Source organism: Saccharothrix hoggarensis (assembly GCF_042678885.1).
Classification (GTDB): Bacteria; Actinomycetota; Actinomycetes; order Mycobacteriales; family Pseudonocardiaceae; genus Actinosynnema; species Actinosynnema hoggarensis.
Window position 1 is genome coordinate 1 of the sequence record NZ_JBHTLK010000055.1, and the last position, 11,903, is coordinate 11,903.

Below are 11,903 nucleotides of genomic sequence, written 5' to 3' on the forward strand. Positions count from 1 at the left end.
CGCCCGTGAGCTGCATGCCGTCACCGGAGTCACCGGCGAACCGGATCACCACGCGGTCGAGCTTGCGGACCGTGCCGGTCTTCTCCGGAGAATCACCTGGCGCGGCGTCGTTACCAACGTCGGTAGTCATGTCCTACGCCGATCCCTTTCCTCACACCCGCTGCCGGGGCTGATGCCCCTCCCCCTCCGCGAGGGTAGTCGTGCCCGTCCCCGTGCCGGTTTCCGCCGTACCACTCTGCGGGACGCTTCGTCCCACCTGGTGCGCAGGTCGTCCACAGGACGGCAACCGGCCCGTACCGGCCGGTAACTGTTACCGAAAGTTACATGTAGTGCGCGCCCCTGTCCAGGTCATTCGCGGCTGCTGATCCTCGCCTTCATGGCCGCGAGCTTGGCCTGGAACTCTGGTGTTCCGATCGAGGCCACCTGAGGCCTCAGCTCCGCGTCCACGGCCTGAGCGTGGTCGGCGAGGTCCGCGGTGGTGCGCATCGACGCCCTGATGGTGCGGACCAGGTCCCGCGACGCTTCGGCCGAAGGTCGCGCCAGTTCGACTGCCGAGGCCACCAGCTCGTCGTGTCCGCCGTCGACCCGTTCCCAGGCCAGGCCGTGGGATACCGCCGCGTCGGCGTCCAAAACCTGGCCGAACAGCGTCATCGCGGTCGCCGTCTGCGGTCCGACCAGGCGTTGCAGCATCCACGTCATCCCGCCGCCGGGGTGGATGCCGAGCTGGAGGAACCGCGCGTCGAACCGGGCCTTCGCGTTGACGACCCGCACGTCGCACGCCAGCGCCAGGTTGAGGCCCGCGCCGACCGCCGCGCCGCCGACGGCCGCGATCGTGGGCAGCGCGCAGTGCGCGACCGCGAGGAAGCCCGCGTAGATGCGCCGCAGGCCCTCTTCCCGCGCCTCGCCCAGCGCCGTGAGGTCCGCGCCCGCGCAGAACGCGGGCGGCGTGCCCGTCACCACGACCGCGTTGACGTCCCCGTCGTCCTCGCACGCCTTGACGGCCGCGACGAGCTGGTCGGACAGGTCGAACGTGAGCGCGTTGCGCCGCTCGGGGTCGTGCACGGTGACGACCGCCACGCGGTCGGAGCGTTCCAGGAGCACCTCGGCCATGCGCGCGACTCTAGGGGGCCGGTGGGCGGTCGAGGAGTCGGGACAGCACGACGGTGGAGACCGTGCGGTCGATGATCTCGACGGCGCGCAGCCGTTCCAGCGCGGTCTCCAGGTGGTGGATGTTCGCCGCGCGCAGGTGCACGATCGCGTCCGCCGCGCCGGAGACGGTGTAGGCGGCACGGACCTCGGCCATCGACTCCAGGCGTTGCTGGATGTCGTGCGGGGCCACGTTGCCGCGGCAGTGCACCTCCACGAACGCCTCCGTGCCCCACCCCAGCTGCTCCGGGTCGACGACCGCCGTGAAGCCGCGCAGCACGCCCGTGTCCAGCAGTTTGTCGACCCGTCGCTTCACCGCGGGCGCCGACAGGCCGACCTCCTTGCCGATGTCGGCGTAGCTCGAACGGGCGTTGGCCATCAGACGCGAAATGATTCGCTGGTCGATCGTGTCCACACGCAACATTCTGCCCTAACAGACGCAATATAGCGGCGTTGTTCGCGGGTCAGATGGCCATCTACATTTCGATCCATGACCTCGGTTTCCTTCGCGGGCCCCGGTGACGAGCCGATCGTGCTCGACGTCGCCACGCCCGCCGCGCAGGTGCGCGTGCCGACCACCCGTCGGTACCTGATGTGCCCGCCCGCGTACTTCACCGTGGAGTACTCGATCAACCCGTGGATGGACCCCACGCAACCGATCAGCACGTCCCTCGCGATGGAGCAGTGGACGGCCCTGAAGGAGACGTACGAGCGACTCGGCCACCAGGTCGAGGTGATCGAGCCGCAGCCCGGCCTGCCCGACATGGTGTTCTCGGCCAACTCCGGCACCGTGATCGACGGCCAGGTCCTCGGCTCGCGCTTCCGGGCGCCCCAGCGCGCCGCGGAAGCCGACCACTTCCGCCGCTGGTTCCTCACCAACGGCTACCGGTCCGTCGTCATGCCCGAGCGCACCAACGAGGCCGAGGGCGACTTCACCTGGACCGGCAAGTACCTGCTCGCGGGCACCGGTTTCCGCACCGACCCGCTGGCCCACTCCGAGGCACAGGAGGTGCTCGGCGTCCCGGTGATCTCCCTCCAGCTCACCGACCCGCGCTACTACCACCTCGACGTCGCGCTCTTCGTCCTGGCCGACGACCTGGTCGCGTACTACCCGGACGCCTTCTCGCCGGGCAGCCAAAAAGTCCTCCGCCGCCTGTTCCCGGACGCCGTGATCGCGACCGGGACCGACGCGGCCTGCCTGGGCCTCAACGCGGTCTCCGACGGCCGCCACGTCGTCCTGCCCGTCGAGGCCACCGACCTGGCGGACCAGGTGGCACGGCGCGGCTTCGACCCCGTCTTCGTGGACATCTCGGAGCTGCGCAAGTCCGGCGGCGGCCCCAAGTGCTGCACGATGGAACTGCGGGACTGACCGGAACTCCTGTCGCCTTCGGCGCCGGTCAGCCCGGTGGGTCCGGCTGACCGGCGCCGAAGTCCGGTCGCGTCCACGTGGACGGTCACCACCGGCACGTGGTGGGAACGCCCGCGCTACGGCGTGCGGCCGGTCAGGCCGAGGACGCGGTCGATCAGCGGCGCATCGGACGGGACGGGGACCTCCGGGCCGTAGAGACCCATCTCACGGCCCATCGCGGCCGTTTCGACCAGGTCCGCGTGGACGAACTCCAGCAGCTCGCGGTCCCACGTGGGCGACTGGCCGGTGGCGCGGGCCAGGTCCCAGGTGTGGACGACGGTCTCGCCGAGCACCATCGCGCCGATCATGGTGGCCGGCAGCTGCTGCGGGCTGCCCACCGACGTCGTGCCGGTCCACGCCTCCGGCTCGCTCCACGCGGCGGCGGTGGACTTCAGCCCGGTGGCCAGGGCGGCGGCCCAGTCGCCCGTCGTGAGGTCCACGTCCGCCTCGGACTCCGCCGGCGGCGGCACGGGCTCCTTCCGCGCGGCGCCGGCGAGGGACGGGCCCCAGAACAGCAGGTGGTTGACGAGTTGCCGGACGTTCCAGTCGGGGCACGGCGTCGGCGCGCCCAGCTGGTCCGGCTCGACGTTGTCGACGACCTCCAGCGCGGTCGCCACGGCTGAGTTGATCAACTGCTCACGGGACATGCCGCCACCGTACGAACACCCGCGGCGGGTGTATTGAACAAACGCGACATACGCTCGGGCGCGTGAGGGTGGGCGCGGGGCGTGACCGGAGGGACGAGCGAGAGCTCGCGTGGCATCGGCACCAGCGCCACGAGTTCCACCAGCCGTCGCCCGACCTGGCCGCGCACGTGGCGCGGTACTGGGTCGTGGAGTGGGACTACGACCGGCCGTACCGCCAGCTGGTCGTCCCCTACCCGAACGTGCACGTGACGTTCGGCGACGGCGCCGCCGAGGCGCACGGGGTGTCCAGCGGCCACGTCTTCAAACAGCTCGACGGCACGGGCCGCGTGTTCGGCATCGCCTTCCGCCCCGGCGCGTTCCGGCCGTTCCTGAAGGCGCCGGTCCAGTCCCTCACCGACCGGTCCGTCCCCGTGTCGTCGCTGTTCACCGGCCTGCCCGAGGGCGACGACGTGGCGGCCGTCGAGGACTGGCTCCGCCGCAACCTGCCGGAGCCCGACCCCGCGGCGCGCACCGCGACGGAGGTCGTGGACCTGATCGTCGACGACCCGCGGATGACCAGGGTGGACGTGTTGGCCGACGAGGTCGGCACGAGCGTCCGCCGCCTGCAACGCCTGTTCGCCGAGCACGTGGGCGTCGGCCCGAAGTGGGTCATCCGCCGCTACCGCCTGCGCGAGGTGACGGCGCGGATGGAGGCGGGCGGCCGGATCGACTGGGCCGTCCTCGCCGCCGACCTGGGGTACGCCGACCAGCCGCACTTCGTCCGCGACTTCACCGCCATGTTCGGCGAGACGCCCACCCGGTACGCCGAGCGCTACTCGCCGCCGGACGGCGCCTGAGAAGGCCCCACGCGAACGCCGTGCCGTCCCGCGGCTCGCCGTGCGGTCCGCGGCTCGCCGTGCGGTCCCGCGAACGCCGTGCCGAGCGTCGTGGCCGCGTGGTCGACGTGGATCAACGCGGCAGCGGCCCCGAACGTTCCGCTCGCGCCCACGACAGCACGGGGGTGTCACCCAGAGGGATGATCTTCCTAGCGGCGTGGCCCTCCACGGTGCTCCGATCGACGGCACTCGCTGTCGACCAAGGTAGGGAGCGCGCCATGAACGACCTCGACGCCCAGCGCCCGTCGCCGCAACCGCCGCAGGAGCAGGAGGTGCCCGTGGAACGGCCGAAGCCGCAGGTCCCGAAGCAGCTGACCGGTCTGGAGTGGCTGGTGCGCCAAGCCGAGCGGCGGCGCGGGGAGCGCTAGTCGGCCACCTCGCGCTGGAACGCCGCCCACAGCAGGTTCAACGGGTGGTCGGCCGGGAACTTCGCCCGCTCCTCCTTGCGGGCGAAGACCCCGACCAAGCGCTCCAGCTGCGGCTTCCGGTCGTTCTTCAGCTCGACGACCCGCAGGCCCGACCCCTCGCGCAGCTCGTTGTTCGCGGCCACCACGCCCAGGCCGGACGTGACGATCATGCAGCCCTCCACGAGCCCGGACCGCAGCAGCGACATCCCGTACTGGATTTCGTCGATTTCTGCCGCGATGTCCAATTCGTTCCGGTAGTCCGATCCGAACCAGCCGCGCAGGAATTCGGCGATCAGCCCGTCACCCGGCACGACCAGCGGCAGCTTCGGCAGCTCCCCGGTGCCCACGCTCGCGCCGAGCCGGCTCTCCGGCAGGTTCGTGAGCAGCGCCAACCCGCCCCGCCGCCACTCGATCACGTCGAAGTCGTCGAACCCGCTGCGCCGGCCCGCGTGCGTCACGACGCTCCCGCACACGATGTCGACCTCCTTCGACTCGAGGCTCGACCAGATGTCCTTCGTGCGGATGTGCACGACCTTCAGCTCCACGTCCCGCCGCCGGAAGTCGTCCGCCACGTGGTGCCACGCCTTGGCCAGCGCGTCGAGCATGAACCGCGTCGTGCCCACGGTGACCGTCGTGCCGAGCTTGCGCCGGCACTCGTGAATCGAATCGAGCCACTTGGTCAACGTGGTGCGCGCCAATTCGACCAACGCCTCGCCGGTCGGTGTGATCAGCACGTCTTTTCCCCGGCCCTGCTTGACGACGAGCGGCTCGCCGCACAACGACTTGAAGTTGCGGTTGAGCGTGTCGATCTGCTTCTGCACGCTGGACTGCTCGCGACCGAGCACCCGGGCCGCGCGCAGGGCCGACCGCGTCTCGTACACCGCGATCAACGTCCTGAGCTGGTCCAACGTGGTGTCCATCAGCAACGGCGAGGTGTGCAGGAGCCTGCTGAGCTGGTTGCCCGCGGGCAGGAGCAGTTGGGCCGAGGTCGACATGCAGGGGCCTCTCGGGTCGGGTCGTGATGTTCTACCGATTAGTTGTACTGAACTTGACCGCACTTCGTCATGAAATTATCCGAAGATCTTGTCGGATTTCCCTGGACAGGTATACGCGATCCGTAAGAGACTTCTGGCGCAACCACGTGAGAGTTCGCGCGGGAGCAATCGTGGGGGGTAATGGGGGGTTGGGGGCCCGCCGGGCAGCAGCCCGGCGGGCCCCCACGTATTAACCTCACGTGGGTGACGGTTTCCACCTTGGACTGGGGCACGACGTACCGGGTCACCGTGCTCGACCTCGGCCTCGCCTGCTGCGGCGTGGAGGTCATGGCCGCGCTCGAGGGCCACCGCCCGGAACACCTCGCCGCCCTCGGCGTCGACACGGTGCACGCGGCGGGAGAAGCGCACGTGCTCGTCGTCTCCGGCACGGTCACCGACGCCATGCTGCCCGCGGTCGTCGCCACGTACGAGGAGATGCCGGAACCCCGGTACGTGCTGTCCGTGGGCGCGTGCAGCAACACCGGCGGCCCCTACTGGGACTCCTACAGCGTCACCAAGGGCATCGACCAGGTGCTGCCCGTGCACGTCGCCGTGCCCGGCTGCCCGCCCCGTCCCGAGGCCCTGCTCGACGGCCTCGCCGCGCTGCACCGGCTCGTGTCGTGAGCGCCGCCTCCGAGGCCCTCGCCTCCCGCATCCCCGACGCGCTCGTGAAGACCGCGTTCGGGCAGACCACGGCCCACGTGCCGGTGGACGGGTGGCTCGACGCCGCCCGCCACGCCCACGGCCTCGGCTGCACGCAGTTCGACTGGCTCGGCGTGGAGGACGCGGGACGTCCGGGCGCCGTCGGCCAACGGCACGCCGTGCTCCTGCACGTCCTGCACCCGGACACCAAGGACGGCGTGCTGCTGCGCGCCGAGCTCGGCCCGGACGACGTGCTGCCGAGCGTGGCCGGCCTGTGGGCGGGCGCGGCGTGGCACGAGCGCGAGGCCGCCGAGATGTTCGGCATCGCGCTCGCCGACGGCCAGCCGGCCCACCTGCTCCTCCCGGACGGCTTCGGCGGCCATCCGCTGCGCAAGGACTTCGTGCTGGCCTCCCGCGTGGTGCGGCCGTGGCCCGGCCGGCTCGAACCGGGCGAGGACGGCACGTCCGCCCCCAGCCGCAGGCGCGCCGCCCCGCCCGGCGTCCCCGACCCGTCGTGGGGCCCGCGCCGCGAGACGCCCGCCGCGGCCGACCACCCAGCCGACAGTCCGACGGAGGAACCCCGTGGCTGACCTGCCCCCGCGCACCCGCGGCGTCATCGCGCTGCTGGAGGCCAACTGCACGGTGTGCATGATCTGCGCCCGCGAGTGCCCCGACTGGTGCATCCACATCGACTCCCACACCGAGGTCGAGGAGCAGCCCGGCTCAGCCCGGCCGCGGGCCCGCAACGTGCTGGACCGGTTCGCCATCGACTACGGCCAGTGCCTGTACTGCGGGATCTGCGTGGAGGCGTGCCCGTTCGACGCCCTGCACTGGGCGCCCGACTTCTCCTACCCCGGCACGGGCGACCTGGCCGGTGACGGCGCCGTCGCCGAACTCGTCCACGAACGGGACGTGCTGGGCACGTGGGTCTCGCACGTGCCGCCACCGCCGCCGCTCGACGCGGGCGCCGAACCCGCCCCGGAGACCACCGCCACACGCCCGGCGCGCCCCGGCGCCGGAACCCCTCGCCGGCCGGGCGCGTTGAGGGAGGGGAAGTAGGACAGCCGGAGGCGACGACGTGCACAAGCACTACAACGCGCTGAAGACCGCGTTGCTGCTCGGTGCCATGAGCGGCCTGATCGTGGCGATCAGCTCGCTGTTCGGGCGAACCGCCCTGGTCATCGGCCTGGTGCTGGCACTGGGCGTCAACGCCTACGCGTACGTCAACTCCGACAAGCTCGCGCTGCGCGCCATGCGGGCCCGACCGGTCTCCGAGGTCGAGCAGCCCGCGATGTACCGGATCGTGCGCGAGCTGGCCATGACCGCACGGCAGCCCATGCCGCGCCTCTACATCAGCCCCACCGTCGCGCCGAACGCGTTCGCCACCGGCCGCAACCCGCGCAACGCCGCCGTCTGCTGCACCACCGGCATCCTCGAACTGCTCGACGAGCGCGAGCTGCGCGCCGTGCTCGGGCACGAGCTGTCACACGTCTACAACCGCGACATCCTCATCTCGTGCGTGGCGGGCGCCTTGGCGAGCGCGGTCAGCGCGCTGGCGAACCTGGCCGTCTTCGCGGGCGTCTTCGGCGCCGGTGACGACGAGGACCGCCCCAACCCGTTCGCCGTGCTGCTCATCGCCGTGCTCGGCCCGATCGCCGCGGCCATCGTGCAGCTGGCCGTCAGCCGGTCCCGCGAGTACCAGGCCGACGAGTCCGGCGCCGAGCTGACGGGCGACCCGCTGGCGCTGGCCTCGGCGCTGCGGAAGCTCGAACTCGGCACGGGCGCCGCGCCGCTGGCCCCCGAACCGGCCGTCGTCGCCCAGTCGCACCTGATGATCGCGAACCCGTTCCGGGCGGGGGAGGGCCTGGCCAGGCTCTTCTCCACCCACCCGCCGATCGCGGACCGCGTGCGCCGGCTGGAAGCCCTGGCCCGCAAGCACTGACGGGGAAGACCCGGCCCGCGAGCACTGACGCGTCCGACGCCTACCGCCGACAGCTACCGCCGACGCCTACCGCACCTCTTGTGCGACGTTCATCACGTACTGACCGTAGCCGGACTTGGCCAGCTTCTCGCCCAACGCGTAGCACTCGTCCGCGCTGATGAACCCCATCCGCAGCGCGATCTCCTCCAGGCACGCGATGCGCACGCCCTGCCGGTGCTCCAGCACCTGCACGAACTGACCCGCCTCCAGCATGGAGTCGTGCGTGCCGGTGTCCAGCCACGCGAAACCGCGGCCCAGGTCCACCAGCTGCGCCCGACCTTCCCGCAGGTAGGTCAGGTTGACGTCGGTGATCTCCAGCTCGCCCCGCGACGACGGCTTCAGCGTCCGGGCGATGTCCACGACCTGGTTGTCGTAGAAGTACAGGCCGGTGATGGCCTTGTTCGACCGCGGCCGCGCGGGCTTCTCCTCGATCCCGACGAGCCTGCCGTCCGCGTCCACCTCGCCCACGCCGTACCGCTCCGGGTCCTTCACCGGGTAGCCGAACAGCACGCAGCCGTCCAGTGTGGCCGCGTGGTGCTGGAGGAGCTTCGAGAAGCCCTGGCCGTAGAAGATGTTGTCGCCCAGGACCAGCGACACGTCGTCCTCGCCGACGAAGTCCGCGCCGATGACGAACGCCTCCGCGAGCCCGTTCGGGTGCGCCTGCTCGGCGTAGGAGATCTCCAGCCCGAACTGGGAGCCGTCGCCGAGGAGGCGGCGGAACAGCGGCAGGTCCACCGGCGTCGAGATGAGCAGCACCTCGCGCACGCCCGCCAGCATCAGCACCGACAGCGGGTAGTACACCATCGGCTTGTCGTACACCGGCAGGAGCTGCTTCGACACCGCCTGCGTGATGGGGTGCAGGCGGGTGCCGCTGCCACCCGCGAGGACGATGCCCTTCACCGGTAGTTGGTGAACTGGAGCGCGATACCGAAGTCGGAGTTCTTGAGCAGGGCGATGACGTCCTGCAGGTGGTCCTTCTTCTTGCCCGAGATGCGCAGCTGGTCGCCCTGGATCTGCGCCTGCACGCCCTTCGGGGCCTCCTCGCGGACCTTCTTCGCGATCTCCTTGGCCTTCTCGCTGGAGATGCCCTGCACGACCGTGCCGGTCACCTTGAAGACCTTGCCGGAGAGGGCCGGGTCGCCGATCTCGAAGGCCTTCATCGAGATGCCGCGCTTGACCAGCTTCTCCTGGAAGACGTCGATCGCGGCGCGGCAGCGCTCCTCGGTCTCGGACTGGAAGGTGATCGCCTCCTCGCCCGACCAGGACACCTGCGTCCCCGTGCCGCGGAAGTCGAACCGCGTGCTCAGCTCCTTGGCGGCCTGGTTGAGCGCGTTGTCGACTTCCTGGCGGTCGACCTTGCTCACCACGTCGAACGACGGGTCTGCCACGTGCCCGGTACCTCCGCGTCAGTGTGTCTGGAACCGCCGGGAAGCCTACCGGGGAACCCGGTTGCGCATGCCCCCACGGGCTTATGTATTGTCTCCACCGCACCCGGCGCCACCGGGGGCGGGGCGGGTTGCCCGAGCGGCCAATGGGAGCGGACTGTAAATCCGTCGCGAAAGCTACAGAGGTTCGAATCCTCTACCCGCCACATCACCGAGAAGACCCCCGTGACCGGTCAGAACAGGTCACGGGGGCTTTCTCGTCTCAGGGGGATGGTCCTCGACCCGGGGAGGGGTTGTGCGGGCTTGGTCTTTGTTGTCGGTCGGTGAGTACAGGCACTTCCAGGGCAACACCGGATACGCCGACGTCCTCGGCTCGACCTACGTGTTCGACTCCACCGTCACGTACGCCGACAAGGTCCGCGAAGGGCACGTGGTCGTCCTGCGGAACCGCGAGGTCGCGCTCGGTGTGGCCCGGGTGGAGGGCATCGAGGTCCAGGACGGGCTGGAGAAGATGCGGCTCGTCTGCCCGGCCTGCAAGCGCACGAAGTTCAAGAAGCGGGCCGTGGCGAGCCCGGCGTTCCTGTGCCAGAAGTGCCGGACGAAGTTCGATACTCCCGAAGCGGTGCAGGTGCCCATCACGCGGTACACCGCCCACTACGGCAGCACGTGGCGCGAACTGCCCGGGGTGACCGTCGAGCGCCTGCGCGCGATCGCCTTGAACCAGTCCAAGCAGCAGTCGATCAGCCCGCTCGACCCGAACCGCGTCGTGGACCTGCTCGCCGAACTGGCGGTGCCGCTGCCGCCGTCGAGCACGCCTCCGTCACCCTCGTCGGAGTTGCCCGCCGGGCACCGCGTTGAGCTGGTCCGCGTGCGCACCGGGCAGCAGGCGTTCCGCGCCGCACTGCTCCAGCGGGACGGTGAGGTCTGCGCGATCACGGGTCCGTGCCCGAAGGAGGCGCTGGAGGCGGCGCACCTGCGGCAGTTCGCGGTGCACGTGGACCACAGCACCGACGCGGGCATCCTGCTCCGCGCGGACGTCCACTCGTTGTTCGACCGCGGGATGATGGCGGTGAACCCGTCGAGCAAGCAGGTCTGCCTGGCGCCGGCGTTGCGGGTGTACCCGATGTACGCGCAGTTGGAAGGCCGGCCCACGTCGTTGGCCGGAGTGGACCTCGACGCGGTGCGCCAGCACTTCACCGCGGCGGCCGCCACCTGGCGCTGACGTAGGTGAGGCCGACGCGCAAGCGCTTCCTCTCGCTTGCGTGCCGGCCTCGCGATGCAGCATAACCCATATCGAACGCATGTTCGAGGGTTAAGCGATCGCGGCTCTTCCCTCGTCCGTCAGCTCCGCGTCCGCGCGCTCGTCCAGCCGCACGGCTCGGCGCGCCCGCAACAGCCCCGCGCGCACGAGGTCGTGCGTGGCCATCTGGTCGCAGCACGGCAGCCCGTCCACGTACAGGTCCGGCTCACGTCCCCCGGTCAACTGGGCCCGACCTGCGGCTACGGCGCGGAGCATGGCTTTCGCGCGTCCGGACAACTCCTTCACAACGGTCATGGCGACCCCCTCGCCCGTCTTGGCCATACCTGCTTCCTCGTCTTGTAGGAGGTCCGGACCTGTACTTCGAGTACCCCTCCCGCAGCACTTCACTCGGGTGGACGCACCGGCCACCACTCTCCCCTCCGACGCCGTTCGGTCCACGTCGCCACGCCGACCGGTTGCGCTGTTCAGCCCAACCGAACTACCCGCGACCGGTCGGCGCTCCGATCGACCCGCTGCCGCCCGTTCGCCGGGCACCGCCGCCCCCGGCACCGAGACTGGATCACATGAGCGAACTCCTCATCGCCCTCACGGCCCTCGCGACCGGCGTCGCCCTCGGCCTGGTCGTCCGGTTCCCGGGACGGCGTCGCTCGTCCGCCCAAGCCCGCCGCGCCGCCACGACCACCGACACGGCCACCGCCACCGGCACGGCCAGCGCCACGCGCGAACTGCTCCACGCCGCCGACGACCTGGAGTACGGCCTCAACGCCGTGCTGAACTTCGGCCCGCTGTCGCTGTCCGAACTGGCCTCGGTCGACCTCGCCGCGAAGCTGGACCGGGTCGCCTCCACGGGCGAGGTGCCGAAGGCCGTCCTGGCCGCGTTGCGGGCGCACACCGAGAAGATCGCCCTGCACCCCTACCCCGAGCAGCGCGACCTGCTCACCGCGGTCGGGGAGGACGAGGCCGCGGTGTGGCTGGCGCTGCGGGACGCGATCGGCAGCGGCGCGGCGCAGCACGTCGCCGCCACGGAGGCCCGGCGCGTGCTGGAGGAGATCAGGACGGGACCGCGGCCGGACGCACGGCCCGTCGAGAAGCAGCTCGTCGACGCCTGACCGCGCGA

At 70.9% G+C, this 11,903-nt stretch carries 16 protein-coding genes and 1 tRNA gene; 10 read left to right on the forward strand and 7 right to left on the reverse strand.

All coding sequences use genetic code 11. The features are described from left to right. Positions 1–348 precede the first annotated feature (348 nt). On the reverse strand, positions 349–1,110 hold the full coding sequence (locus ACFQ3T_RS13265; RefSeq protein ID WP_380723539.1) for an enoyl-CoA hydratase: 762 nt from the start codon (positions 1,108–1,110) through the stop codon (positions 349–351). Between the two features lie 10 nt (positions 1,111–1,120). After that, complete coding sequence (locus ACFQ3T_RS13270; RefSeq protein WP_380723540.1) at positions 1,121–1,561, reverse strand: Lrp/AsnC family transcriptional regulator; 441 nt, start codon at positions 1,559–1,561, stop codon at positions 1,121–1,123. A 75-nt stretch (positions 1,562–1,636) separates the two neighbouring features. On the opposite strand from ACFQ3T_RS13270, the gene ddaH reads away from it, so the two are divergent. Then, positions 1,637–2,515: a dimethylargininase gene (ddaH, locus tag ACFQ3T_RS13275; RefSeq protein ID WP_380723541.1), complete on the forward strand. Its 879-nt coding sequence runs from the start codon at positions 1,637–1,639 to the stop codon at positions 2,513–2,515. Positions 2,516–2,631: 116 nt separating this feature from the next. Here the strand turns inward: ddaH and ACFQ3T_RS13280 are convergent, their stop codons facing one another. Continuing rightward, positions 2,632–3,201 (reverse strand): TIGR03086 family metal-binding protein, encoded by a 570-nt coding sequence (locus ACFQ3T_RS13280; RefSeq protein ID WP_380723542.1) that lies wholly within the window; start codon positions 3,199–3,201, stop codon positions 2,632–2,634. 62 nt (positions 3,202–3,263) lie between these two features. Here ACFQ3T_RS13280 and ACFQ3T_RS13285 point away from each other — a divergent pair, with 62 nt between their 5' ends. Continuing rightward, positions 3,264–4,037 carry a DUF6597 domain-containing transcriptional factor gene (locus ACFQ3T_RS13285; protein ID WP_380723543.1) on the forward strand — a complete coding sequence of 258 codons (774 nt, stop codon included), beginning with the start codon at positions 3,264–3,266 and terminating at the stop codon, positions 4,035–4,037. Between the two features lie 257 nt (positions 4,038–4,294). Then, on the forward strand, positions 4,295–4,444 hold the full coding sequence (locus tag ACFQ3T_RS13290) for a hypothetical protein (RefSeq protein WP_380723544.1): 150 nt from the start codon (positions 4,295–4,297) through the stop codon (positions 4,442–4,444). Here the strand turns inward: ACFQ3T_RS13290 and ACFQ3T_RS13295 are convergent. Beyond that, complete coding sequence (locus ACFQ3T_RS13295) at positions 4,441–5,478, reverse strand: LysR family transcriptional regulator (RefSeq protein WP_380723545.1); 1,038 nt, start codon at positions 5,476–5,478, stop codon at positions 4,441–4,443. The two genes, ACFQ3T_RS13290 and ACFQ3T_RS13295, sit on opposite strands and share 4 nt — an antisense overlap. Before the next feature lie 243 nt (positions 5,479–5,721). On the opposite strand from ACFQ3T_RS13295, the gene ACFQ3T_RS13300 reads away from it, so the two are divergent. The 4 genes from ACFQ3T_RS13300 to htpX are packed head-to-tail and all read left to right on the forward strand — an operon-like array spanning position 5,722 to position 8,101. Continuing rightward, on the forward strand, positions 5,722–6,141 hold the full coding sequence (locus ACFQ3T_RS13300; protein WP_380723546.1) for an NADH-quinone oxidoreductase subunit B: 420 nt from the start codon (positions 5,722–5,724) through the stop codon (positions 6,139–6,141). Beyond that, positions 6,138–6,749, forward strand: a complete 612-nt coding sequence (locus tag ACFQ3T_RS13305; RefSeq protein WP_380723547.1) for an NADH-quinone oxidoreductase subunit C — start codon at positions 6,138–6,140, stop codon at positions 6,747–6,749. The genes ACFQ3T_RS13300 and ACFQ3T_RS13305 overlap by 4 nt, the downstream gene beginning before the upstream one ends. After that, positions 6,742–7,218, forward strand: a complete 477-nt coding sequence (locus tag ACFQ3T_RS13310) for a 4Fe-4S binding protein (RefSeq protein WP_380723548.1) — start codon at positions 6,742–6,744, stop codon at positions 7,216–7,218. Before ACFQ3T_RS13305 ends, ACFQ3T_RS13310 begins: the two co-directional genes overlap by 8 nt. A 19-nt stretch (positions 7,219–7,237) precedes the next feature. Further along, positions 7,238–8,101: a zinc metalloprotease HtpX gene (gene htpX, locus ACFQ3T_RS13315; protein WP_380723549.1), complete on the forward strand. Its 864-nt coding sequence runs from the start codon at positions 7,238–7,240 to the stop codon at positions 8,099–8,101. Between the two features lie 66 nt (positions 8,102–8,167). Here the strand turns inward: htpX and rfbA are convergent, their stop codons facing one another. Further along, positions 8,168–9,040 carry a glucose-1-phosphate thymidylyltransferase RfbA gene (rfbA, locus tag ACFQ3T_RS13320; RefSeq protein WP_380723550.1) on the reverse strand — a complete coding sequence of 291 codons (873 nt, stop codon included), beginning with the start codon at positions 9,038–9,040 and terminating at the stop codon, positions 8,168–8,170. Then, complete coding sequence (locus ACFQ3T_RS13325) at positions 9,037–9,528, reverse strand: YajQ family cyclic di-GMP-binding protein (protein WP_380723551.1); 492 nt, start codon at positions 9,526–9,528, stop codon at positions 9,037–9,039. The genes rfbA and ACFQ3T_RS13325 overlap by 4 nt, the downstream gene beginning before the upstream one ends. Positions 9,529–9,650: 122 nt before the next feature. On the opposite strand from ACFQ3T_RS13325, the gene ACFQ3T_RS13330 reads away from it, so the two are divergent. Continuing rightward, positions 9,651–9,731: transfer RNA gene (locus ACFQ3T_RS13330), tRNA-Tyr, on the forward strand. Between the two features lie 89 nt (positions 9,732–9,820). After that, on the forward strand, positions 9,821–10,747 hold the full coding sequence (locus tag ACFQ3T_RS13335; RefSeq protein ID WP_380723552.1) for an HNH endonuclease: 927 nt from the start codon (positions 9,821–9,823) through the stop codon (positions 10,745–10,747). Positions 10,748–10,837: 90 nt separating this feature from the next. Here ACFQ3T_RS13335 and ACFQ3T_RS13340 read toward each other — a convergent pair whose 3' ends face one another. Then, the gene (locus ACFQ3T_RS13340) at positions 10,838–11,080 is read right to left on the reverse strand and encodes a hypothetical protein (protein ID WP_380723553.1); all 243 of its coding nucleotides are present in this window, start codon (positions 11,078–11,080) and stop codon (positions 10,838–10,840) included. A 269-nt stretch (positions 11,081–11,349) separates the two neighbouring features. Here ACFQ3T_RS13340 and ACFQ3T_RS13345 point away from each other — a divergent pair, with 269 nt between their 5' ends. Further along, positions 11,350–11,895, forward strand: a complete 546-nt coding sequence (locus tag ACFQ3T_RS13345; protein ID WP_380723554.1) for a hypothetical protein — start codon at positions 11,350–11,352, stop codon at positions 11,893–11,895. Positions 11,896–11,903: the final 8 nt, after the last annotated feature.